This window comes from Pseudomonas sp. AL10 (genome assembly GCF_029960685.1).
Classification (GTDB): domain Bacteria; phylum Pseudomonadota; class Gammaproteobacteria; order Pseudomonadales; family Pseudomonadaceae; genus Aquipseudomonas; species Aquipseudomonas lactis.
This window is the reverse complement of the sequence record NZ_JASBQZ010000003.1, coordinates 217,295-242,074: the sequence shown is the minus strand read 5'-3', so window position 1 is coordinate 242,074 and position 24,780 is coordinate 217,295. Positions and strand designations below refer to the sequence as shown.

General features: G+C 54.8%; 21 protein-coding genes and 1 pseudogene. 11 read left to right on the top strand and 11 right to left on the bottom strand.

The annotated features are described in order from the left end of the window. Window positions 1-2 precede the first annotated feature (2 nt). Window positions 3-869, top strand: coding sequence for a DUF6279 family lipoprotein (locus QK296_RS05545; RefSeq protein WP_057709759.1), 867 nt, complete (start codon window positions 3-5; stop codon window positions 867-869). Here the strand turns inward: QK296_RS05545 and copD are convergent. The 5 genes from copD to QK296_RS05520 form a co-directional block, all read right to left on the bottom strand. Continuing rightward, window positions 866-1,747: a copper homeostasis membrane protein CopD gene (gene copD, locus QK296_RS05540; RefSeq protein WP_003193101.1), complete on the bottom strand. Its 882-nt coding sequence runs from the start codon at window positions 1,745-1,747 to the stop codon at window positions 866-868. The genes QK296_RS05545 and copD overlap by 4 nt on opposite strands. After that, a complete protein-coding gene (gene copC / locus QK296_RS05535; RefSeq protein WP_003193103.1) occupies window positions 1,744-2,130 on the bottom strand; it encodes a copper homeostasis periplasmic binding protein CopC in 387 nt (128 codons plus the stop codon). Before copC ends, copD begins: the two co-directional genes overlap by 4 nt. 49 nt (window positions 2,131-2,179) lie before the next feature. Beyond that, complete coding sequence (locus QK296_RS05530) at window positions 2,180-3,007, bottom strand: copper resistance protein B (RefSeq protein WP_137205155.1); 828 nt, start codon at window positions 3,005-3,007, stop codon at window positions 2,180-2,182. A 10-nt stretch (window positions 3,008-3,017) separates the two neighbouring features. Further along, window positions 3,018-4,733, bottom strand: coding sequence for a copper resistance system multicopper oxidase (locus QK296_RS05525; protein ID WP_282390694.1), 1,716 nt, complete (start codon window positions 4,731-4,733; stop codon window positions 3,018-3,020). Between the two features lie 125 nt (window positions 4,734-4,858). Then, window positions 4,859-5,248, bottom strand: a complete 390-nt coding sequence (locus QK296_RS05520; RefSeq protein ID WP_003193108.1) for a hypothetical protein — start codon at window positions 5,246-5,248, stop codon at window positions 4,859-4,861. Window positions 5,249-5,401: 153 nt separating this feature from the next. Here QK296_RS05520 and QK296_RS05515 point away from each other — a divergent pair, with 153 nt between their 5' ends. Further along, window positions 5,402-5,671: a hypothetical protein gene (locus tag QK296_RS05515; RefSeq protein ID WP_003193109.1), complete on the top strand. Its 270-nt coding sequence runs from the start codon at window positions 5,402-5,404 to the stop codon at window positions 5,669-5,671. A gap of 106 nt (window positions 5,672-5,777) precedes the next feature. Here QK296_RS05515 and QK296_RS05510 read toward each other — a convergent pair whose 3' ends face one another. Beyond that, complete coding sequence (locus QK296_RS05510) at window positions 5,778-7,124, bottom strand: DEAD/DEAH box helicase (protein WP_003193110.1); 1,347 nt, start codon at window positions 7,122-7,124, stop codon at window positions 5,778-5,780. Between the two features lie 192 nt (window positions 7,125-7,316). Between QK296_RS05510 and QK296_RS05505 the strand changes: the two are divergent. Together QK296_RS05505 and QK296_RS05500 are read left to right on the top strand one after the other, a co-directional pair. Continuing rightward, window positions 7,317-8,081: pseudogene (locus QK296_RS05505) on the top strand (mechanosensitive ion channel family protein); the annotation flags it as partial. 390 nt (window positions 8,082-8,471) lie between these two features. After that, the gene (locus QK296_RS05500; RefSeq protein ID WP_282390692.1) at window positions 8,472-10,325 is read left to right on the top strand and encodes an SMEK domain-containing protein; all 1,854 of its coding nucleotides are present in this window, start codon (window positions 8,472-8,474) and stop codon (window positions 10,323-10,325) included. 485 nt (window positions 10,326-10,810) lie between these two features. Here the strand turns inward: QK296_RS05500 and QK296_RS05495 are convergent, their stop codons facing one another. After that, window positions 10,811-12,970 carry an SEC-C domain-containing protein gene (locus QK296_RS05495; protein WP_282390691.1) on the bottom strand — a complete coding sequence of 720 codons (2,160 nt, stop codon included), beginning with the start codon at window positions 12,968-12,970 and terminating at the stop codon, window positions 10,811-10,813. Between the two features lie 159 nt (window positions 12,971-13,129). Continuing rightward, a complete protein-coding gene (locus tag QK296_RS05490; RefSeq protein WP_282390690.1) occupies window positions 13,130-13,897 on the bottom strand; it encodes a hypothetical protein in 768 nt (255 codons plus the stop codon). Window positions 13,898-14,055: 158 nt separating this feature from the next. On the opposite strand from QK296_RS05490, the gene QK296_RS05485 reads away from it, so the two are divergent. The 5 genes from QK296_RS05485 (at window position 14,056) to QK296_RS05465 (ending at window position 19,702) form a co-directional block, all read left to right on the top strand. Beyond that, complete coding sequence (locus QK296_RS05485) at window positions 14,056-14,295, top strand: DUF3606 domain-containing protein (protein WP_081489820.1); 240 nt, start codon at window positions 14,056-14,058, stop codon at window positions 14,293-14,295. Between the two features lie 106 nt (window positions 14,296-14,401). Then, on the top strand, window positions 14,402-15,733 hold the full coding sequence (locus tag QK296_RS05480) for a hypothetical protein (RefSeq protein WP_248916470.1): 1,332 nt from the start codon (window positions 14,402-14,404) through the stop codon (window positions 15,731-15,733). Window positions 15,734-15,896: 163 nt separating this feature from the next. Next, window positions 15,897-17,063, top strand: coding sequence for a reverse transcriptase family protein (locus tag QK296_RS05475; protein ID WP_248916471.1), 1,167 nt, complete (start codon window positions 15,897-15,899; stop codon window positions 17,061-17,063). Between the two features lie 199 nt (window positions 17,064-17,262). Continuing rightward, on the top strand, window positions 17,263-18,222 hold the full coding sequence (locus tag QK296_RS05470) for a restriction endonuclease (protein WP_282390688.1): 960 nt from the start codon (window positions 17,263-17,265) through the stop codon (window positions 18,220-18,222). Window positions 18,223-18,304: 82 nt separating this feature from the next. After that, complete coding sequence (locus QK296_RS05465; protein WP_282390687.1) at window positions 18,305-19,702, top strand: hypothetical protein; 1,398 nt, start codon at window positions 18,305-18,307, stop codon at window positions 19,700-19,702. 99 nt (window positions 19,703-19,801) lie between these two features. Here QK296_RS05465 and QK296_RS05460 read toward each other — a convergent pair whose 3' ends face one another. Next, entirely contained in the window at window positions 19,802-20,296 is a 495-nt protein-coding gene (locus QK296_RS05460) for a hypothetical protein (RefSeq protein WP_282390686.1), read from the bottom strand. A 286-nt stretch (window positions 20,297-20,582) separates the two neighbouring features. On the opposite strand from QK296_RS05460, the gene QK296_RS05455 reads away from it, so the two are divergent. Both QK296_RS05455 and QK296_RS05450 read left to right on the top strand, forming a co-directional pair. Next, on the top strand, window positions 20,583-21,035 hold the full coding sequence (locus tag QK296_RS05455; protein WP_282390685.1) for a helix-turn-helix transcriptional regulator: 453 nt from the start codon (window positions 20,583-20,585) through the stop codon (window positions 21,033-21,035). A gap of 640 nt (window positions 21,036-21,675) precedes the next feature. Beyond that, the gene (locus QK296_RS05450; RefSeq protein ID WP_282390684.1) at window positions 21,676-22,320 is read left to right on the top strand and encodes an HAD family hydrolase; all 645 of its coding nucleotides are present in this window, start codon (window positions 21,676-21,678) and stop codon (window positions 22,318-22,320) included. 90 nt (window positions 22,321-22,410) lie between these two features. Here the strand turns inward: QK296_RS05450 and QK296_RS05445 are convergent, their stop codons facing one another. Continuing rightward, a complete protein-coding gene (locus QK296_RS05445) occupies window positions 22,411-22,725 on the bottom strand; it encodes a hypothetical protein (protein WP_282390683.1) in 315 nt (104 codons plus the stop codon). A gap of 538 nt (window positions 22,726-23,263) precedes the next feature. After that, entirely contained in the window at window positions 23,264-23,614 is a 351-nt protein-coding gene (locus QK296_RS05440) for a hypothetical protein (RefSeq protein WP_259197978.1), read from the bottom strand. Between the last annotated feature and the right edge of the window lie 1,166 nt (window positions 23,615-24,780).

Below are 24,780 nucleotides of genomic sequence, written 5' to 3'. Positions count from 1 at the left end.
CCATGTTGCGCCGGCTCAAACTCCTGATGGTATTGCTGACCCTGAGCCTGGTGCTTGCCGGCTGTAATCGCGTGGGCCTGGCCTACCGAAACCTCGACGTGATCATCCCCTGGACCCTCAACGACTACCTGGACATGAATGCCGGGCAAAAGAGCTGGTTCAACGACACCCTCAAGGAGCACCTGGCCTGGCACTGCACTACGCAATTGCCTGGCTACCTGGACTGGCTCGACCGCCTGCAACAGATGGTCGACAGCAACCAGGTCACCGACGCCGCGTTGCAAACCCGTACTGTCGAAGCCAAACAGGCAATTGCCGAGATTGCGCGGGAAATCACCCCCTCAGCCGTGCAATTGCTGCAAGGCCTGGACGATCAGCAGGTCAAGGACATGAGCGACGCCCTGGCCAAGGACCTGCGTAAACGCCAGGACGAATACCTCAAGCCGCCGCTGGCCCAGCAAATCAAGGAACGCGCCGAACGCATGAGCAAGCGACTGGACGCCTGGATCGGCCCGTTGAGCCCAGGCCAGCAAAACCGCGTAACAGCCTGGTCCGCCGAGTTGGGCGCACAGAACCAGGCATGGATCGGCAACCGTGCCCATTGGCAGGCGCAATTTATCGAGGCGCTGCAACAGCGTCACAGTGCCGATTTCCCGCAGAAAATCCAGCAACTGCTGGTGGATCGCGAAAGCCTGTGGACCCCGCAATACCGCGCCGCCTACGCACAGACCGAAGCCGCCGCGCGCGGCTTGCTCGTGGACGTGATGGCCCAAAGCTCCCCAGCGCAGCGCGTGAAACTCACCCAGAAAATCGACAAGGTCCGCAGCGACTTCCAGACGCTTAAATGCCTGAAAAGCGCACAGTCTTAGTCAGGCGCCAAGGTGCCCAGCCAGGCCACCAGGCCAAGGATGAGCACCACAGCGCCAAACTCCAGGGCCATGCTGCGCCGTAACGCACGGATCGCCACGTTATAATCGCCCGCCGCGATAGATTGTTGCAGAAGCGGCGTCAGGTGAAAGCGATTGAGCGCCGCCAAGGCCAGCATCACGCCGAACAACCCCAGCTTCAGGCATAGCAGCACCGCGTAGACTCCGCCGTTGATGCCCCCCAGATTCGGCCCGACAACAAACAGATAATTGGCAACGCCAGTGCCGATCAGCACCAAGACAAATCCCGCGCCAATGCGCTCAAAGCCTGCCAATGCGCTGGCCAGAACCTGCACTCGATCATCCTGTGGCAACGGCGCAGGCATCAACAACAAACCGAATGCCGCCAACGCCCCCACCCAACCCGCCGCTGCCAACAGGTGTGCACTGTCGCTGACGATATGCCACACACCTTGCACGCCTTCGTGCATTACGCCGTGCCCTGTCCACACCAGGGTGGCCAACGCCACGCCAGCCGACAGCGTGGCCAGCGCCAGATGAGTGCTCAGTGCCGCCAGGACCAGCGCCGCGATACGCACCCACCACGTCAGCCCCAAGTCGGTCTGCCACAGCATCATCTGCACATGCGGCCATAGCGCCTGCCAATCAGTGGCGCCGCTCATGGATTGGGTCATGACCAATAGCGACGCCACCGAAAACGCCAGCCCCAAGCCGCCCGTCAATCCCATCCATGCCCTTAGATTGAGCCATCTACGTTGCTCAGCGTGCAGACCATAAAGGCCGAACAGTCCCAATCCAAATAGCATCATCAGGTCGAGATAGAGCGCGAAGCGCAATGCGATGGAGATCAGCTCACTCATGGCTGCACGCTGAACACCACATTACCGGTGATCGGATGTGTATCGGACGACACGGCACGCCAATCCACCCGATAGCTGCCGGTGGTAAGTGCGGAGACCGGCTTGATCAACATCACCTTGGGGTCGCTGCTCGCCGACACGCTGGCCTTCACCGGCATCGGCGAATTGGGCATGCCCGGCATGTCGGTCATGATCAACTTGGCCCCGGAAAACTGGGTCAGCAGGTTTTCTGAGAAATGCAATTCAATCACTGCGGGAGCGGCGCCCTGTGCGCCTGCCGCCGGAATGGATGACAGCAGCTTGGGGTGGGCCGAAGCGGGCAGGCTAAGACTTAAACCTACCCACAGCGCAGCACCCAGCAGCGTGGTTTTCAACATAGACATGCAAGACTCCAGGCCGCGCCAGGCGGCGAATAATAAAAAGGGAAACCCGTCAGAACCACAAGCGCACGCCAACCACCCAGCGCAGTTGGTTGACGTCCTCATCTTCGTCCCGTGCATATTGCGCGGTCTGGCCATAAGCCCGGTTCCAGCTGACCCCAACATAAGGCGCAAACTCGCGGCGAACTTCGTAGCGCAAGCGCAGGCCCAGTTCACTTTGCGCCAAGCCCGACCCGACACCCCGTTGCGGATCGTTCTGCGCATAGAAGTTGAGTTCTGCGGTGGGCTGCAGGATCAGGCGGTTGGTGAGCAGGATGTCGTAGTCACCTTCCAGGCGTGCGGCGGTATGCCCCGATTCGCCGACAAACAACGTCGCTTCGGCCTCGAAGTTGTAGAGCGCCATGCCTTGTAGGCCAAAGGCCGCCCAGGTCTGGCTGTCACCGGGCTTGAAGTCCTGGCGCACGCCGCCGACCAGGTCCCACCACGGACTGATGGCATGCCCCCACAAGGCTTGGGCTTCGGCGCTTTCGGTACGGCCGGCGCTGCGTTCGCCTTCACTGCGTAGCCACAGCCGGTCGATGTCACCGCCGACCCAACCCTTGATGTCCCAACTCTGCGCGTTGCCGTCGCCGCCCTGCCATTCCAACTGGTTGATCAGCAGCATCGAGTTCACGCCGCTGTCGTGCACCTGATGCCCTCCCGGCGCGCTGTAGACCGCTGCACGGTCTGCGTCGGTCAGCGCCGGAATCGGCGTACGGCTTTGCGTCAGCGCTGGCGTCGCCGGGCTCATGCCCTGAAATTCATCCTCGGCCGCCAACGCCCATGGGGCGAACCCCTGCGTGGCGAAGGCGATGCAAACGGGTAGAACGCAACGGTTCATGCTCGCTTCCTTATTCATGCACGCGCACCTCACGGAACATGCCCATTTCCATGTGGTACAGCAGGTGGCAGTGATAGGCCCAGCGTCCCAGGGCATCGGCGGTGACGCGGTAACTGCGACGGGAGCCCGGTGGCATGTCGATCGTATGTTTGCGCACCTGGAACTGGCCGTTTTCGTCCTCCAGGTCGCTCCATAAGCCATGCAGGTGAATCGGGTGGGCCATCATGGTGTCGTTGATCAGCACCACCCGCACGCGCTCGCCATAAGTCAGTTGCAAGGGCTCGGCATCGGAAAACTTCACGCCATTGAACGACCAGGCGAACTTCTCCATATGCCCGGTGAGGTGCAATTCCACGGTGCGCGAGGGGTCGCGGCCATCGGGGTCTTCGAAGGCACTGCGCAGGTCGGCATAGGTGAGCACCCGGCGGCCGTTGTTGCGCAGGCCAATCCCAGGGTCGTCGAGCTTGGGCACCGGGTTCATCGCCTGCATGTCTACCAGCGGGTTGTTCTGTTCGCTGGCGGGGTGTTTCTGCATCGCCATCGCGCCCATGGCGCTGTGATCCATGCCTTCCATGCCCGGCATATCGGCCATGGCACCGTGATCCATGCCACCCATGCCCATATCTGCCATAGTCAGCCACGGGCGCGGATCCAGCGGCGGTACCGGCGCAGTCGCGCCAGGCTGCCTGGCAAGGGTGCCACGAGCAAACCCTGTGCGGTCCATGGACTGGGCAAACAGGGTGTAGGCGTCTGCTACGGGCTCGACCAGCACATCGTAGGTTTCCGCCACGGCGATACGGAATTCGTCGACGCTCACCGGCTTGACCGGCTGCCCATCCGCGGCGATCACGGTCATCTTCAGCCCGGGAATACGCACATCGAAATAGGTCATCGCCGAGCCATTGATAAAGCGCAGGCGAATCTTTTCCCCCGGCTTGAACACCCCGGTCCAGGTCTGCCCAGGCGGCTGGCCGTTGAGCAAGTAGGTGTAGGTCTCACCGCTGACGTCCGCAAGGTCGGTGGGGTTCATCTTCATTTGCGCCCACATCAGCCGGTCGGCAGCCGTGGCCGACCAGCCCTGCTCGCCCACATCCCGGATGAAATCGCCCAGGGTGGGTTTGTGCAGGTTGTAGTAATCGGACTGCTTTTTGAGGGTCTTCATCAGGGCGACGGGGTCTTCGTCGGTCCAGTCCGACAGCATCACCACGTAGTCACGCTGGTAGGTATAAGGCTCGGGCTCCTTGGGGTCGATGACCAGCGGGCCATACACGCCCTGCTGTTCCTGAAGCCCGGAATGGCTGTGATACCAGTAAGTGCCGTGCTGTTTGACCTTGAACTGGTAGACGTAAAGGCCGCCCGGCTCGATGCCCTTGAAGCTCAGGCCGGGCACGCCGTCCATGGTCGATGGCAGCAGGATGCCGTGCCAGTGGATCGAGGTGGGCTCCCCGAGGCGGTTTCTCACGCGCAGGGTCACGGTGTCGCCTTCGCGCCAGCGCAACAGCGGGCCGGGCAGGCTGCCGTTGACGGTCAACGCAGTGCGCGCACGGCCTGTCAGGTTGACGGGGGTCTGGTCAATAAACAGCTCAAATTCGCTGCCGGCGAGTACCGTGGGCTGGCCGGGGCTGGTCAGCGCCCACACCGGCGGGCGCCAAAGCCCAAGCCCGCCGAGCAGGCCGCCTGCGGCCAGGCCTTTGACGAATGTGCGTCTGGAGGTTGTGGAGTGCATGCCGATTCAAGTCCGTGAGTTGAATGGCAGCAGATTAGGATTCGCCGGCTGTCAGCAACCTTAGCGGCAGATTACCGATTCGACAGGTTCGCCCGGCTCCCTTGGGGCGCCGGGACATAAAAGGATCAAGCGATCTGGGCTTTGGACGCCACTTCAGCGAACGTTGCCGGATCAAGCGCATCTACCTGTTCATCCAACACCTGACGCGGATGATCATTGCCGGGAATCGAACTGTCGATCAGCGCCAGCAATTGCGCACCCAGCGCCGTCAGAATGAAATTCTCGCCATTGCCGCCCTCTTCTTCCGGCCGCGATTCAATAAAGCCACGCTTGAACAGCAGCGCCTCGTAATCGGCAGCGGTCTTCTTCAGTGCGTCCAGGTTGCCAGTGTCCTCGCCGGCCGTCGCCTTCTCGGCCGCTTCCTGCTCGGCGTATTTGCGCGGGGCAAAGCTGCCCTCGCCGTTCTGCACTTCATGCAGCAGACGTTCGATCAGATCCCAATTGTAAGTCGTCATCCTGATTCCTCCTGCAGGCCGATGGAGTTAGCCCGTCTAAGGGAGTGACACGTCCTGGCACTGGCCGTTCAACCGAACGGACGGGCGTCATTTCTCTGAACTTTCCAGAGGTTCGCCGCCTCAACTGCACATCACTGCCAAGGAAGTCCGATCATGAAAACCTTGATGAAGCTGACTCTCGCCGCCACGCTGTTAAGCGCCCTGCCCGCCTGGGCCTGCACGCCCGAGGAGGCCACCGCCAAGCGCGAAGAACTGGCCAAGGAAGTAACCAAGCTCACCGAGCAGAACCCGAACAAGGCCAAGGAGATGAATGCCAAGCTGCAGAAGATGGACCTGGATACCGAAAGCGCCGAGTTTCCCGACAAGTGCCAGTTGATCGATGCGCGGCTCAAGGAGCTCAGAGAAGCTGCGGGGAAGCGTTGAGCACAGCGCGACGCAGAGCGTCTCTGGAGGCATTCCCACGCGGAGCGTGGGAATGATCATGGCGAAAAAAAACCGGACATTGTCCGGTTTTTTTATGCCCGCCTGCTTATTCGGCAGCCGGTGCTTCTGGCTTGCGGCGCTTGAGCGGCGCCATGCCGTCCTTGCTGACGAGCGACAGGTTGTCAGTCTTCGGCCGGTTGGCGATCTTGCGCTTGGTCGGTGACTTGGCGCCGGTTTTCTTCTTGTCGCCCTTGGCGTCGGTCTTTTTCTTCTTCACGCCAACGGCCTTGCCCGACGCCTTGACCTTCTTCGGCCCGGTGTAAGTGCCTTTGACTTCCTTGATGGTGCGGCGCTCGAACGACTGCTTGAGGTAGCGTTCGATGCTCGACATCAGGTTCCAGTCGCCGTGGCAGATCAGCGAGATGGCCAGGCCATCATTGCCGGCCCGGCCGGTACGGCCGATACGGTGCACGTACTCGTCGCCGCTGCGGGGCATGTCGAAGTTGATCACCAGGTCCAGGCCGTCCACGTCGAGGCCGCGTGCGGCAACGTCGGTGGCCACCAGGATCTTCACGCCGCCCGCCTTGAGGCGGTCGATGGCCAGCTTGCGGTCCTTCTGGTCTTTCTCGCCGTGCAGCACGAACGCCTTGTATTCCTGCGCAACCAGGCGCCCGTAGATACGGTCGGCGGCAGCACGGGTGTTGGTGAACACGATGGCCTTCTGGTAGGTCTCGTTGGCCAGCAACCAGTTCAGGATCTGTTCTTTGTGCACGTTATGGTCAGCGGTAACGATTTGCTGACGCGTGGTGGCGTTCAGGTCGCTGACGTTGTTGACCTGCAAGTGCTCAGGGTTGTTCAGCACCTTGGCGACCATGTCGCGCAGGGTCGAACCACCGGTGGTGGCGGAGAACAGCATGGTCTGCTGACGGTTGACGCACTCGCCGACCAGACGCTGCACATCATCGGCAAAGCCCATGTCGAGCATGCGGTCGGCTTCGTCGAGCACTAGCACTTCGACTTCCTTGAGGTCAAGGTTGCCAGCGTTGAGCTGCTCGATCATGCGGCCAGGGGTGCCGATCAGAATATCCGGCACCTTGCGCAGCATGGCGGCCTGGACCTTGAAGTCTTCGCCACCGGTAATGATGCCGGACTTGATGAAGGTGAACTGCGAGAAACGCTCGACTTCCTTCAGGGTCTGCTGGGCCAGCTCGCGGGTCGGCAGCAGGATCAGGGTCTTGATGCTGACGCGTACCTTGGCCGGGCCGATCAGGCGGTTGAGCACCGGCAGGACGAAAGCGGCGGTCTTGCCGCTGCCGGTTTGCGCCGTCACCCGCAGGTCACGCCCTTGCAGCGCGAGCGGGATGGCCGCTGCTTGCACAGGCGTAGGCTCGACAAATTTAAGCTCGGCCACGGCTTTGAGCAGGCGTTCGTGCAGGGCGAATTGGGAAAACACGGGTGCTACCTCGAAGAAATACAAAATATCAGCTGCATAGGTTACCGGTTTCGCGCGCCCAAACCGAGTTTCTTTACGCGAACGGGGCTAATCAGCTGCTTTTTTGTCAGCGATTTTGTCCAGAGCGTCAACTTTGTTGCACTTAAATGCTCTAATCGCCCCGTGTTGTCTTACAGAAGAATCGGTTCACTCATGGATATCAAACAGCTCTGGCTCAACGTCCAAGACCTTTGGGGCGCCCTCGATGAACACCCGGTCCTGCATTCCAGCCTCGGCTTGCTGGTGTTGCTGGTGGTGGCATTGGTGGTGGGACGGGTCGCCCGTTACCTCATCCTGCACGCGGTCAAATTGCTCGGCCGGCAACCGGCGCTGCACTGGCTGAACGACCTGCGGCACAACAAAGTCTTCCATCGCCTGGCGCAAATGACGCCATCGCTGGTGGTCCAGTTCGGCCTGTACCTGGTGCCGGACCTGAGCAAGACCGCCATCCTGTTCATCGGCAACGTCGCCCTGGCGATCAGCATTCTGTTCATGGTGCTGGCCATGAGCGCCCTGCTCAACGCGCTGCTGGATATCTACGCACGCACCGAACACGCACGCACCCGCTCGATCAAGGGCTATGTGCAACTGGCGAAAATGGTGCTGTTCGTGTTTGGCGCGATCATCATCGTCGCCACCCTGATCGACCGCTCGCCGCTGTTGCTGCTGTCAGGCCTGGGTGCGATGTCGGCGGTGATTCTGTTGGTATACAAGGACACCCTGCTGTCGTTCGTCGCCAGTGTGCAATTGACCAGCAACGACATGCTGCGCGTGGGTGACTGGATCGAAATGCCCCAGGTCGGCGCCGATGGCGATGTGGTCGATATCACCCTGCACACGGTGAAGGTGCAGAACTTTGACAAGACCATCGTTTCCATCCCCACCTGGCGCTTGATGTCCGAGTCGTTCAAGAACTTCAGCGGACGCCCTTGGAAAACATACTATCCCCAGCAAGCCCCCCAGCCCCATTGAGTGGGCTATTAGTACAGGTACTACAGCCGGCTGTACTATTCCTAAACCCAACCTCCTGCAAGCCCCTATCTCCAAGCATAAATCCACCTAAGATTAGATAGCCTTGCAAGCGATGCGTTAGCGATGCGCGGCACTTTCCTCCCAGTCCTCGAATCTATCCGACACCACCAGTCCTCGCCCAGCCGTGTCCAGTAATCACATCCATGAACTTGTCATGCGATGCCCAGGCATTGAGATCTCAAGGCATCTCACCTCCCAACGGTGGACGCTGCGTACGCCTGAGACGGATTTCGGAATTGCTGGTGCAGAGCCGCTGCTGGCGAATGAACTGAGTTAATGCTTGATGCGGGAGAGAGAGATAGCCTTCTGACACCATGCGATTGTACGATCTGTACTATCGGCTTACTCAACGAAACCACTGATCAAGGATTGAAAATGTTGGAAAGAAAGGCTCTTGCTGATGAGATCACGACTCATTTTATATTCCTTCAATTATTCATAGAAACCAACTCAGCCTCCGGCCTTATTGATGAAAATATAATAAGCGAGGACTTTGTTGCTAGCATTTTGAATATATCTCACAAATGGAACTTAACCAATACCAACCATGTCACTCCAAATACACAATCCATTGACTTATTGGATGCAGGAAACCGAATAGGCGTTCAAGTAAGCTCACGAATTGATTTGAAAAAAATCAACTCAACCATTACCAGTCTAATCGATAGCGAGCATCGCGAAAAAATTGACGAGCTATTCTTTTTCTCTTTAAAGCCCAAGAAATTTAGATCTAAAGTTAGCGCCATCTGCCCAGGCGTGAAATTTACCAACAAAAACGTCCTGGACTTCAACCTAGTATTGAGAAAGACGAAAGCCTTATCCACAGGAGTAGATGACTTAAAGCTGTTGCGCGACATTGTAGTCAAAAATTTCGCCGAAACACCTAAGCGCATCATTAAAACAGCGACAGCCATGAGTAAATGGCTGTCAAAATTTGACAATTCCATGATTGGCGAACAGCTAGAGGAACTACTAGGCCGATCCTTTCAAACTGGAGAGACAATTAAAGCCCAAGTCATTCTTCTTATTGAAAAGAACGAACCAAGCCAGGCAAAGGAACTACTGGACAGTTTAGCCAAAACCAGTAAAGCCATGGCAGCGCAAGACTTGATCGATATAGCCAACCTGTACGCGCTGCTAGACTCCGACCAAGCTGACATTTATTATTCTCACGCAGCAAGCTTGAACCCCGAAAGTGTGAAAGAGGCTAACATTTATGCCACAAGCCTTATGCTTAGAGGTAGGCTGCCGGAGGCCGAAAAAATCTTTAATGCATGCCTCGAAAAAGCAGATATAAGCCCACGCGAACGGGAAGCCGTACTAGGAAATCTAGGCTTTCTTTACAAAAATAACGGGCGAGTGCCTGATGCCATCGAAGCTTTTGAAAAGGCGCTTGTAATATCCGAAAGCATTGATCACAAAATAGGCCGAGTGAAACATCTCAATGGCCTTAGCAGCTGCTATACAAATCTAGGAAACCTCGAACTATCAGAGAAATATTACAACAAAGCAAAGCTACTACTTGACGAAGTAATGGACAACTCAAAGAGCGAAACTGAAAGAAGAGAACTACGTTCGATCAAGTCTTATCTACTGACAAATCTCGCTATTCGATTGAAATACAAGGCCGAAATCTCAGGCGACGAGAGTTTGCTTCATCAAGCACTGGAAGTATTGCATCACGCCATTGACTTGGCAGAACTGCTGAAAGACTCGGGGAGCTTATTAAAGCACTACGGCAATATCGCAAACATCTACCAGAACCTTAAAAATCTAGAAAAATCAAGGGAATACAACTTAAAAGCCTACGACCTATCCGTCAAAGAAGAAGAAAAACGTTCTCAAATAGCAGCACTTTTAAATCTCGGCCTGGTGGACAAAGATGAAAACGACTTACCTTCTGCACAGTCAAATTTAGAACTTGCCCTCAAGCTGGAAGAAAACCTATATCCAAATCTTCGAGGCCACATACTGGCCAGCTCCTCGCTCATCCATAAAGCATTGGGGGAGCACTCACGAGCTAAAGAAGACTTTGCGCAGGCGGAGCAAATTTATAAAAAGCTGGGCCTGCGAGATCACCTGCATAGTTTGCACGTAAGATTTTCACAACTTGATCAGAAGATCTCATAACTACTACCAACTACCGTTCAAATTGCCGAGCCACATTTTAAATCAAGAGATGGACTGGAGTTCCAAAGGAAGCCCAAGGCAAAGACAAGCTCAATGCTGCTGATGCCATCTCAATAGGATTGATCGAGAAGGCATGGAAATGCAAATGGGTGATTCCGCTCATTTCCATATCTGCGGGCTACCCGATGCGACTGAAAGCAAATTCTGTTGAAGGACGCAGGCCAGCACGGCATCAGCATAGAGTGCGATATCTGATCATAGCCACCCACTCCGGTATCACGGGGTGGGTGGCGTCGGCTGACAATCGCGCAGCCACCTTATCGGCACAAGACGACCGCCAGAACCGGTATGACTTACACAAACACTTCCCTGCTCCCGCTAGTCACCAAAGATAGACTCAGTCAAGAGCGAATTTGAAGTTTATGAAGCCAGCCTTCATGTAAGCATCACATGCTGCTGGCAACCAAGCATTGGCTTACACAACCTCACAGGCAGCACTTTTTGTACTTGAGTCCACTTCCGCAGGGGCACGCATCGTTACGCCCATGCTTTTTGGGGGCAAACAATCTCTCCATGGCCTTCAGGCCCTGTCTAACCGATGAAGATGGTTTCATTTCCCTTGTTAGATCATCCAGCTGGGTGGACTTCTCCCACGGGAAATTCAGGGTTATGCCAAACTGAATTTCACCATTAACTCCCACCGAAACCCCGTACCATTCCGGCGTCTGATGTGTGTACTTGCGTTTGGCACAGTGCACCTCCAGCGTTCGAACGGCTTCCTCGGAAGGAGTGGGGTTACAGTGAAAACAAATCCCCACCCCATGCTCAGTCATACCAATCGTAAAATCATGGCGCTTGCCATCGATTTTCGTCATGTTGGTCAAGCGCTCAATGGCATGATGAACCGCATTACAGGTTTCTTCGCTCATAGAAAGCAGGGTGAAACCCAGTTCAAGAATTGCTGGGTTAGGCCGGCGCTCAATTTGCTCAATCAAGCGCTCGTAGTACGTCCCTTTCATCCTAGTGAGAATGCCTTCAGGGACTCGCTGGCCCGGTAGTCCTTCCCGCCGGACAACCATGGCGGCATCTAACTCTGCTGCGATCGAGTCCTCCAGCATCACCATATTGAACTGATCGTCGAGCCAGAGATTGCACCGCAGATGATAGGCCAGGGCTGTGAGCTCGTGCCCCGCCATCAGCTTTGATGATGACTCTGAGCGCATTCGGACATAGCTTAGAAAACGCATGGGCGTATCAAGCATCTCCGCAAGGACATCCAGCAGGAATACATCCATCACCAAAGGTGGACGAACGACCTCATCGGCTGAGTATTTGAGGTATTGGCTGGCTTGGAATGCTAACGCCGGGTAGTGGTCGGACACGACGCAGAACGGGTAGATCTCTTTGACCTGCTTCGGAAGCGCAACAGCTTGGCCCTGATCATCTTCGAGGCGGCAGCTCCCAGCTCTGATAGCTGTCGCACATTCAGCCCCTTGGTCATAGGCTTTCTGAATGGCAGCAGCAAAATCAGCCTTGATGTGTCCATCGCTACCTTTGCGGGCCGCCAGGGTCAGCTTTTTAGCTTTAGCCTGAACGATGATAATCCGATCCCCGAAGATGACCAGCACGTCCGCTTCTGCGACGATCCGCTTCCCCTCGATCAAATTGACGTTGGTGTGGACGTTTGACTTTCCGAAGACCGATACCAAGCGGCGCAGAGAGAACTGTTCGGTAAATGCACCACGATTGTCTGAGGCCTGTTGCTTGTAATCCTTATCCTGATTCATCCAGAAGAAAGGCGACTCGTACAGGGCTTCGTAAATCATGTGATGAGAAAACAGAAGTACTGAGTCCCGACCTGTTGGCAGCAGAGGCGTAGCTGCTACCTGGTTGAAGTCCCCAACCTCCCTGAACAGGGCATTATCACCACTGAACATCAGCGCTTTGAAAACTGCCTCAACGACATCCAGTTCCTGGCCCGAACAATGGGCTACTTCATGCGCCCTGAACTCGAAAAGCTCCAGCACCGAGCCTGTCGGCATCTGGCCTAGCTGGGGTTCACCAGTCAGTCGCGCTCCGTTGTTAGCTCGCTCGTTCATCAACGAACACATCGTGTTCGCCACTCGTAAAGCTTGGGCGCTGCTGAACCCCATGACCCGCTCTAACCAGGCATCATCCGGAGCGTGTTTCTCTGCAAAAAAATCTCGATACTGGAAGCTGTAGGCTGATTCGGTGGCATAGAAAATGGGCTCCTTCATCATCGGCCCTTGCCAAAAGTCCTCCACGACTTCGCCCTTCTGGGCTTGTGGGGCCAGCTCGCCGATCACCTGACCGTTCAGAGCACTGTGAAGCTCACCCAGTAGCTGATCAGTGCGGAAGGCATAGCCTCTAAGTGTGGCTTCATCGACCTCAGACAGATCGAGAGGCTGACGCATCATCAGACCCAACACCGTGCTTATTTCATTGCGGTTGAGTCTTTTACGGTCAAATATATGATCAAGGTCAGAGGGCTTGTGCTCGCCTTGGAACGACACAAAGTTGTCGCGATGACAAATCCCGGCTATAGCGTGAGCGTAGCCTGGTCGAGCCGTCAGATTTATCAGTTCCTTGAAAACTTCGGCTTCACTTCGGTGCGTGAGATTCATTCCTGCTGCTCCAAGGTTCGTGATTCCTATGGGAGGGTGGACTTCCCGTCTCCCCCCCCACCATCGGTGATTTTGCTTGGCGACCTTACTCGTTGGATTTTGGCACATATCGCTTTTCGGGTATGGCAGCGCTCAAGCGACATTCTAGTCAGCCGAAACCTACACCTTGAACTCCCTGGCCATGGTGTTAACGACATAGGGGTGGGCTGTGGGTTGATTGTCGACGTCCAAATCGAAGCGAGCTGCCTCGTAGTCCGGCTCAAAAGCCACGGGATGCTTCGCTGAAATTCGCTCTGATTGGAATGTACGAGCCTGCCCCGGGAATTCGTAAACCACTTTGAGAAGACGCCGCTCGTGGGCCGGCAGGTTCCAGTAGTCATTGGTACTGGCAACGGTGCCCACATAGAGGAAGCGCAAGCCATAGTCACGCAGATGGCGCTTGTCCTTTGGGAGCGGAGGGAAGTCCATCAGCGTCAGTAGGACAGGCAGCACATCCTGAACACCCATGTCCCGGTAACGCCAGATCCCGTGGTGATCAGCGTATTTGAGGACGGAGACGAAATCGAAGACCGAGGCGTAACCGATGATCCGGTCGAGTTCTCGCCAGTGATACCGCCAGGTCGCAAAGAAGCCCTCTCGAAGCCTCTGGGCGTCAGCGGCATTGCCCTGTCCAGGATTGAGTGCGCGGTAGGCTTGAGCGTTGAAGGCTTTGACCGGACAGGGAGCGCTGTCCTCGAAGTGAACGAAATTGGGAGTGCGCAGCTTGCTGTGCTCAGCTCGCAAGAACACGTCTTGTCGGCAGATATCGCAAAGGGCCGGAGGTCGTTCTCGCTCCTTGCCATTGTTATCAACGGGCTTGCCATATGCGTCTTCATAGCCCTGGGCATCCAGGGTTTCGAGGGTGTCACGGTGTAGTGCTGTCCGCATGCCGATTCTCGACTGAATGAATCGGCCATAGTGGCAATGTTTCGACCACCAAGCAACGAACAGCCGGCCTCAAAGCCTTGAGATAGAGGCATCCACGTCTTCACCTCAACGCATCATCAAACAGAGGCACTGCCCCTCGATAAGCCCAAATTGTAGTAGTGGAAGCACAGAGAGCCGCAACAGATGAGCGACCCCACAGGTGTTTCAGGTGGGATGCAGCCCATGAAGACCCTCCGATCACCCACCCTCAAGATGCGAATCGCATCGACATCCACGATGCCAACGAAGTCCGTAACTGGACTAAAGCGCTCGGCTGCACTGAGACTGAACTGAAGCAAGCTGTTGCTGCCGTCGGCACGTATGCAGACAAAGTGCGTCAGTACCTCGGCCAATCCTGATGGGAAGCGGCCCTGTCGCCAGGGCCGTTTTTTGAATGGGTTGGGGCTGGGCGGAGATGCCATGGACATTAGCGTGGAGACAAATGCATGATGCTGATGGTAAGTCATGGAATGCGACTGTGCAGAGATGAGGATTGCTACACCTATTTTCCCCAAGCCAAGAAAAGGGATTAATGCTGTGCAGCCATTAAAGGAACAGGAAAAAACACAGCTTTGGCTAAGCCAGTTCAACAAGCGCCCCGAAGATCGTCTGTTAGCTGAGAAGCTCGTAGATTCAGTGAGCTACTGCCCCCTGAGCGACTTCAAGAACAGCCTTGTAAAATTGATCAAAAGCGAACTCCCGCTAAGATCTAGCTCAGCCTTATTCATCGAGCGAGAACTACAAAAGACAAAATCCGAACTCCCGCCACCGATCTACAAATCTGAAAAGACGCTTAACTCCAGATCAAAAAAGAAACACATGCGAGCTTATGGCGCAGCACAGCATGTCGTCCAGTCACTTACTTTCAAAACCCAGGACATCGGAAGCGAAGGACTAGTTGCCTCAATAGCCAATACGCTATGCCGCTCCAACCCTACACGCTTTTTGCTTCAGCCTGCTGCTGATAATATTAGGAGCTCCCGGGTAAGAAACTTCGTTATCCTGACCGACTTCATCGGCAGCGGCAAACGGGCCTATGACATGCTTGATGCCATGTGGAATGTCCCATCAATAAGAAGCTGGCACTCAGGGAAATTTCTAAGATTTTGGGTTCTGGCTTACAGCGGAACCTTACAAGGCATTAATAATGTCCGAGAGCACCGATTCTCTCCCACGGTCAGACTCGTAACGGAATGCCCAACACTTTTTAATAGCTTTGACGACGACCTAACCGACATGATCGAGCTGTGCCAAGAATATGGCTCATATAACAAAGAGCCATTCGGCTGGAGAAACACGGCGGCCCTACTAGCCTTCGAACATGGGGCACCAAACAACATGCCGGCCATTTTCGTTTCAGATAAAACCAGAGGGTCAAGAAAGTGGGCTTCGCTCTTCCCTAAACGCGTCACTGAAAATCTCTGGCCATCAGCCCAAATCAACCCTGACTGCGCCATCAGGAACGCACTGGACGAGTTAAATTTTTCAGAGATTTCTAAATCTCCCCGCTTCAAGAGATACACCGATCAAAACAAGTCAGCGATGATCATCCTCCTTGCCCATTCGCGAGGTAAGCGAAAGCTCGCAGAACTGCGGAGAGTACTGCCTCTCTCAATCGACTCTCTGCTCAGCGCAAGAGCCCGAGCCATCCGCAGGGGCTGGCTCACGAACTCTGGAGCGTTGACGCTAGCAGGCCATAAGGCCATCCGCTTCCTCCATCGTCAGGGAAAGAAGTTTTTTGTGGCACCCGATCCGTTCGCTTCGTATTATCCAACACAGCTGAGGGCTCCGCAGTAGCGGAATCTAGTATCCCGCGCGTTGCGCGGGGCGTTTTTGGGAGCAAACTATGCTTACCGTCGGACGATCTCACGCCTACTGGAGGGCGGCAGCCTTCATGGTGTTCGCTATCGAAGTCTGGCGCCAGAAGGCTGCCATCCGCCAGGGCGGAATCTAAAGGTAGATGAATCGCTGGAGCTCTCAGCTTTATTTGAAGACAGGCCGCGAGGTTAGTGTGCCTGATGACACACTGCAGAACGCCGTTAAAACGGCAAAGCAGATGAAGCACGGCTGCCCGCCCATCTTTACCCTGAAGCACCTCGCCCATGTAGCTAACGTCCCATACCCCTTTTTGCATCGAACGATCAGCCGAACCTACAGGACAGAGGCATACAACGTATTCAAGCTGCGCAAGCCCAACGTAGGGCACAGTCCGGATCGCTTCCGGTGGATATGTGCCCCTAGCGAAGATTTGCTTAGAGTACAGCGTTGGATAAACACCAACATTCTGTCCAGGGTCGAACCTCATGAAGCCAGCTATGCCTATGACAAGCGACACGGCGTACTGGAAGCAGCCGAACTTCATTGCGGGGCTGAATGGCTGATAAAACTCGATCTCACTAACTTCTTCGAGTCGATCTTAGAGCCAAGGGTATACGACCTTTTCAGGTCATTCGGGTATCAGCCACTGGTGGCATTCGAACTTGCCAGGCTTTGCACCCGCGTCCGATCAAGCGGTAACCCCGATCGAAGGTTCGGCAATGGAGAGCTTCCCGCTGGCCTGCCCTATCCTGCAGACCCCCGTATCGGTCACGTCCCTCAAGGTGCTGCGACCTCACCGAGGATCGCAAACTTGGTTATGCAGTCCCTGGATGAGAGCCTACAGGACTACGCCTTGGAGAAGGATCTGGTGTACTCGCGTTATGCCGATGACCTGGTGTTCTCCTCAAAAAAAGCATTCGACCGGTCACATGCGCACCAGCATATCAAGTCGATCAACGCGCGCTTGATTGAGGGAGGATTCTGGCTCAACGAGGCCAAGACGAAGATCATTGCACCGGGGGCGCGCAAAATCGTGCTGGGACTGCTTGTCGACGGCGACACCCCTCGACTACCGAAATCCTATAAGAAGTGTGTAAGCGATCATCTCTACTACCTGTCTCATCCCGCGATCGACGCGAAGACACATGCCAAGCATCGGGGCTTTCAATCGCTTCAGGGGCTGATCAACCACGTCAGTGGGAAGATCGCCTACGGCTACAGCATCGAGCAGGACTGGGCCAAAAAACAGGGCGACCGACTCAAAGAAATCTGCTCAAAGAATGAGCTTGATCACGTCCTCTTTCCCTAAACGTCGCCCTGATTTCTAACCCCAGACCGGAACATCTTAACCAAAGCAATCATGGGCAGCTAAGTCAGGTAAGTTGGCAGGCTGACGCAGCCACCCTACGGTCGGGATTTACCTTCCGACCATCTAGGGCCATGATGACAAGCGCAGCAGGCTCGCCTTGCGTGAGCCATCGGAAAGGTTACGGACAACGAGTGCTTTCATGGCTGAGCAATTTCACTATCCGGCAGACCTCCTGGAACTGCTGATCAAGACCATCCCGAAACTGGTCAAGTCCAAGCAATCCGTCATCCTATTTTTCCAGGGTGCCGGGGTCACTGAGGAGGATTTGGCAGCCGTCAGCGCAACGGTGAAAACCACGCCAGGCTCGATCAGCAAATACGAGATCGTGCGCACCGTGCTGACACGCTTAAACATGCGTGGTGATAACGGATTAGGCCCACGTCGCGGGGTGATCCGTCGGGTCGTCGAATTTGAGGATTTCGAATCTTGCTGGCCAGACGACCGTCTCGAAGCCAAGGGCTTGGTAGCAAGCGTCCGTGATGCAGTGAACAAGAAAGATGCGTTCACCAGGATGCAGCAGGAGCGAGAGGCTGAACGCGATCAAGCGCAAGCAACACACCGTGCAGCCCAGCAGGAGGCCGCGCGCAAGCGCAGCGAGGTCGAGGACGTAAAGAACCGTCTATTCGCCCTCTTCGGTATGGACGACCAACCCCAGGAAAGAGGCCGACGCCTGGAGGTGGTGCTGAATGATCTCTTCCGTGCTTACGGCATCCATGTGAGAGAGAACTTTGTCCGCAGGGCACCGGACAGCGCGGTGGTGCTGGAGCAGATCGACGGCATCATTGAACTCTCGGGCACCCTACACGTGGTGGAAATGAAGTGGCTTAAAGACCCTGTAGGTGTAGGCGATTTCAGCTCGCACCTAGCGAGGGTGATGAACCGAGCAAACGTGTCGGGCATCTTCATTTCAAACAGCAGGTACACGCAGGCCGTCATCAGTCAGTGCGCAGAGTTCCTTAATTACAGAACCATTTTCCTGTGCACCCTAGAAGAAATCGTGAGCCTGTTGCAAAACCAGGGCGATTTAGTCGAACTTCTTAAAAATAAGTCTCAAGCCGCAATCATCGACAAAAAACCGTTTCTAGAGCTACGAAATTAAGAATAATTTTCGACAAGCTGAGACAATTACATCGCAAGCATTACAATGAAACACCCAACAACCACGAGCACAAAAAAACACAATGAAAGTCAAGCCAGGATCTAAATTTACACTGTGCTCGCCAGATGAGCTTGGAAGTCTTGATTACACCACTAGTGTCATCCTCCTGAACACCTATTCCGCCAAAGATAGGAAGATGATCCGATCAGCACTCAAGGCCGGACTTAGCACAGGCAAGCTCACCCCTTCTGAAAAAGATGCCTATAACCTCTGCATCCATGAGTACACTCATTATCTTGACCTGACGACTACGGTATGGGGCGCTGAGTTTCTTTTGCGCCGAAATGCCGCCTTGTCAAAAATCTTGACGCAGGGCAAATCCGCTGCCTCGGTGGTGATGTTGAACATAACCGAAATCATGATGCACGAGACCTTCAACCGGGTCTTTCATCAGGTCAAGCTAGACAACCTGGTTATCCAAAACCGTCTGCACTACTCCAAAACCTACGGTTCGATTGTAATCATCACGTTGATTAAAGGTGGCGTACCCATCGCAGAGACGGCTTTCAGCATGCTCTCAGTTCTTGAAGCCAATGCCATTGCCAGTGAATATGAAGGTGAATATAAGTGGGTGACTTGTAGATTAGGTGGACTAAGCCAATTTCAGGAAAACAGAATAGAATCTAAATTTCAGAACTTACTCGAAGACAGCCAAAGACTCGAATACAACATCATCCACATCCTCATCGCCATCCACTTTCCAGAACTCTCACTTCGTCACAGACTTAAGCTCGCCTCGACACTTTGCCACCTCGCGCTTGACATGTCGAGCTTGAACCTTGCAATGCTGGCCAACATAATAAATGACTTTGTTCTCAACAAAGGACTGGGGGACGTGCTTTGCAACGACATCTGTCGTGGCATGTCGCGCCACGTAGTGGTTTTTTATTTAATATTAATGCTCTATGGATACACCAAAGAGGTCGGCATGACAGCTGCGCAGATGGCTGAGCATATTGAAGAATCAGCCCTCCAGCTAATTGATCACACGCTGAAGCTTTGGGAAATGAGCTACCCACTCTCTGAAGCTCTAAGCGACCGAGAGTACGCACTAGCCATCAAACTGCTTAGGCATGAAGACTCCAAGTTCAGGCATACTGGACTGCTTCGTGCTGCAAGTTACAATCGAAAACTCCGCAAGACAAGTTTCAAAACGAGCGATAGCTTCCGGCGTTTCAAATTACCTGACATCCTCCTCGATGATCACACCAGGATACGCGCACCTTCTCGAATACGCACCAACGTCCTGACCCACTGGGAGCATATTTACGATGAGTGCAGCGCACTTGATCAACTCGTTAATGATGCAGAAGCAATGAAAAAGTTTCACATGCCACCTGGTGTTTACGGCCCAATGCAACAACGGCGTGAGGATCACTTCATGCAGCAGCTGACCTCTACCAACGATGATCTGGAGTAAAATCCGGCATAGCATAGAACCTACGCGCCTCAACAGCGCGCAGGCTTGTCATCAGTAAACTTATCTCTTTAACAAGCCTACGACAGATCCACAAGCGCTTTAAATGCTGATTCCGAAACCCTGGAAATCCCTCTTCAGCGTCGCCTGACTAAGAAGCGAAGGGATTTTGATGAGGTACTTGTAAGCCTGATAAACGAATAGTGGCATCAATAGAAGCCCAAGACCATAAGTCGCTACAGCGACGATTATGGGTGCTGGCACAGCAGCAATGGCATAAATAACACCCTGTACCCTGGCGCCCTTGGAAAGGGTCTTTACTTCGTCAAGGTCGTAGAAAAACTTGCCCGAACCGCCCTCAAACCCCACAATCACAACAGTATGTTTATCAACATTCTTAACATACCACGTCCGTGGCACATCACTGCTGAAAGCCCCTTTTCTAGCTAGATAGCCAGGGACAACCAAGCGTTTGATGTAGTATGTCTTGCCAGACTCATCTTCAAGACGTACGCGGGTATAGCGTGCCACAGACTCAGCCGAGATTCTTTCCTGATAGTTCCTGACAATCGCGACAACTTTACGCATTTGTGACATGCAGCATCCTTCCTCTTAACTACTTCCTGCATACGGGGAAGCTCTTGGGCAGCAACCCTATTGGCTCTGGTGCTCTGATCTGCGCTTGTGAAGCCCCCCACAGCCAAGACCTAGGCGGCAGACCCAGACCACAGCGACCTTTCTCGCGTGAAACAGGACATGAGGCCCTCCCCGGACACACGTTTCAAAACTCAGGGGAAAGCCAATTTCCCTATCAGTTGACTATAAGCATTTGTTAGGGACATATCAATCGCGGCATACCGTTTCCTTTTGCAGGATTCAGTAGATGCAGCTGCGCAGAGCCTATGCCAACACCCTCCGATTCTTGAGAGAAAGAAGAGGGTTGAACCAACTGGAGCTGGCAGGAGCCGTCGATGCTTCTTACATCAGCCGTCTGGAGCGCGGCGAGAGTGCGGTGACCATCGAAACCAATGAGGCATTGGCAGAGGCCCTGGAGATCGGCCCTTTGGCAGTGCTGGCACTGGTGCACGGGGCTAAGAGGGATGTTTCAGCCCGAGAGATATTAAAGGAGGCAGCCGAAGAGCTAGAGCGCCTGGAGCTCCTGGATTCCCTTATCCCGATCGACCAGGACGGGCCACTTCATCCCCAAGTGGCCAAAGGAGTGGAAACCACTAAGGCCGTCCAGGCTCTGAAAGCCGATGGACTGAGTCAAGCCGAGGTAGCCCGGGCACTGAGCCTTTCTACATCGACCGTGGGCCGCCATTGGCATCGTTCCTGACTTGCAGCCTTGGAAAACCACAGACTTAATGCATCTGCTGAGGATCTGAGCTGCAGGCCCAGTGCTCTGTCCGTTATGATCGAGTCCTCCGTCGACTCCCTCACGTTGTATACCCACGTAGCATCGTACAACGTCACGGCAGCCCCAAAGAATGCCAACACCAACATCGACGTCGGACTCTTTTGCGACGATGCTCATGCGGAAGTATCAGCGGTTGTCTATAGCTGCCTGGCCACATGGGGGAAGCTGAGAGCTCTGGCCGACAATCCTGAAGCACCGTCCGTGTACACCAGCTTCCACCCCAATCCAGGGAGCCTGTTTCCAGTGGTGCGGACAGCACCGAAACGAGACTATACCGAGCACCTTATGGACGGCCTGTATGTGCTCCACAATCCATTTGCTCGCAATCCTCTGCCTCCCGGGTTACTGAGTCATCCTCGGCTCTGCGAGGTCAGGGTCGCGGATGATGGAGAGCTCATCATGGATGCCCCGGATGACTTTCTGTTGTTGAGGATGCTGCACAGCGTAAAGCTCACTTGATAGCTGACTGGTCGCTTCAGGTGCCCAACCCTCTAATCCACTGTATCCTGCCAGATCAGATGAAGCGGACTTCGATCCGCTGTTCCTAAAGGCAACTCAGATGTCCGTCAGGTTCATACTCTTCGACGCCTTCGGCACCTTGCTTCGAATCCCGCAGGGCAGACACCCCTATCGCATGATTTTGAAAGAAGGCATCCGCCAAGGGCGTCGACCTCAACCGAACGATCTACACCAAGTCATGACCCGTAGCCTGGGCCTTGCGGAAGCGGCTGAGCTTTTCGGGATCAGCATCCGGCCCGATCTCATGGCCGAAATCCAAGGTGCACTTGACGCGGATCTCAGTAGCATCGAACCGTATGATGATGGGTTGCGGGCCGTGGAAATGTTGCAGGCCGAAGGTATCAAGATTGCTGTTGCCTCCAATCTCGCTGCGCCGTATGGAGAACCTGTCCGCCGACTGTATCCAACGCTTGATGGTTATGGCTTCAGCTACGCAATTGGCGCGATGAAACCTGAACCATTCATGTACAGGGCAAGCTGTGAACTCATCGGTGCCGATACCAGTGACTACTTCAGCAGAGACCAGGTCATGATGATTGGTGACTCGATCCAACGCGATTGTTACGCGCCTCGCGAAGTGGGTATCCGAGGTTTCTTCTTGAATCGCAGAGGTGGTGAGGGCTTCAAGAGCCTGACCGACTTTGCTGACCACGTGTTAGCCACCAGCAGCGGGTTGGCATCTTAAACTCTCAACGGCACACCGAGATCGGGGAAGGCGACATCCATTGCGGCATGCTGTTTGGAAATACCCTGCTTTACACCGGCATCAAACCCATCAGACCGGGACGACCGAAATCAGCTCGATATACTTGAACCGTTTTTTCCTGGCTGCGCTTCTAGCCTCTTGCTCTGCCAGGAGTGTGCTCAAGGTACTCGCGTCGTAGCTGAAGAGTTCCTCATCGCCTTCAAAGACCTTGCTGACCTTCAGCGTTACTCGAAGCTTAGGTGAGGAGAGTTTACGCTCTGCCGTTTTCTCGGGGATCGGTTTAAAAGCTTCAGGTGTAGGAGGTTTTTCAATTGGGGCGGAAGCAGAAGTAGAGATGCCGAATAGCGCCCGGCGCATTTCCTCCTCACTCAAATCAAGGGTCATTTCAGGTGTCTCACGGAGGGTGAAGTGGAGTGCATACAGCAACATGACCAAAGCATGCCAGCCATCGAAACTGACCCGATCATTATGACTGAATGAAGGCCAGGGCGCCGCAGGGATCTACCGATAGGGAATTCCTACTGCATGGCCTTGTGCGAGCTGACCATGCTGCGCCTGATCAGGCTTAAGAGCGCCGATGAAATGCAAAAGCTGTAAATCCATTTTTTGTACTGTAAACCGACCTAGTTAACAGTGCAAAAAAGTGGTTTACAGCCAAAGCTTTTTACGGTTCGGGAGGTTGGCCGGGGTCTACGCGCCTGCCGCCCACTGCCGTATCCGCTCTCGACTGGTTCAATACATTGGGGGGCGGAAGCTGCACGGTTCGACGCCAGCTGCTCACGCATCCATTCACCTGATAGATCGAATTCTTTCATCATGGCCGCGAACTCCTCATCACTCAGAGCCAGGGCTATGCGGTCTTACGTCATGGTAACTCCTCAGCAGCCAGGGTAAATCGTGCCTGGTTGTCTCACTGCCCCGCTCACCAGCCTACGTCTGCCCCGAAGAGCGCATCACGCATCACCGGCGGCGCTGCATGCTCAAAGACCAGCCGGCGTAAGAGATACTGGTTCAAGTGTGAACGAAGTCGAGAGCGCAGTTCGACGCACAGTTCCGACTGCCCAAAGTCAACGTTAGGCCAGCGCACCAACAACGCCTTCCGCAAAATCGGCAGCACCTGATGCCCAGCAGTGTTGGGATATAGGCGAGTCAAATCGTCCAGCCCAGAACTGCGCTTGTAGCCCGCCAACGCCAGGCTCAGAATCTCGCCCAGAGCATCCCCGTAGACCTGCGAGGCCATCTCCCACATCCGCTTCTCGACATCACTGTTCAAATCAAAACCCCACAACTACTTCGTCACCGCACCATGCGGTCTTCAACCGCAGCCTGACGATTACTCCCGCCCAAGGACGATCAATCATGCACGTGGAACTCGATCTCAATCAAAACGACCTAGAAGCCCTTCTACGACACTGTGAAGCGTTCAGGCCTGATAGCGGCGACCCTCGGGAGGATCAGCGCTTGGCAGACGCACTAGAGGCTCTGGAAGAAGCTCTGCGGGAGGCTAACGCATCACGATGAGGCTCGGGGCTGGCACAGCAGAACAATTTATCAATAACCAGGGCTAACGTTGCCAACCCCTCTTCTCAGCCAACATAGCCGCCGTTGGATGAGACGGGTGCAATTCCAGGCGGAGCGATTCACTCAAAAAAAATATGGAAATCGCGGTCGTTTGTTTTCAAAGCGTAAGCAGGGCCTACGGCCCTAAAAACCGATCTCCCTGAACACCCCGCCTCGCCATGCGGCAAGGCAACCTACAGGCGAAAAAGCGAGAAGCAAAAGCCGGCAAGACACGCCATCACATAGCGCGTTGATCGTGCATCAGCGGTGGTGCAAACACCGTTAAAATTCTTTTGCTCTCAAATATAAGAGCTCCGTCTCGTTTAAAAATTTTCAAGAGGGAGGGGTCAACAAGTTGTCGCAAAACTGAATCTTTTGTCGCCTCAAGGACAGTTTGTCTGACGCTGTCCAAAGCTTCTCCCCGAAACCGCCTTGTGCGCCACACCGTCAGGGAGAGATGAGACTTGGCCACCCGCAGCTTCAGTACCCCAGATCGATTGAAAAATAATCGTCTCGCACGACGCCAGGAGCATGCCCATCCCGCACCAGCCGATGCTGAAGACAACGCTTTAGATGCAATCGAGCCTCCCAGCGAAGCTCGATATGATCGCCATGGTGTACATGCCAGATGTGCCTAGGGCTCTGCTCCAACATCGTACCAAGATACTTGAAGCCAAGGCTGCTCAACGCGACGTGGTCTACTCGTGTTGGGTCGTCATAACCAGGCCTGCGCCTAAAGGACGAAAGCGCCTCTCGAAGCATCTGAGGAACCTCCTCGGGAAAATGCGAACAGGAGAGACGCCACACTTGTGCTTCCACATCGGAGTTCAAAAATAGTACCAGCCATCATGAGCAAGCTCGGCCAGGGTATCGGTTACC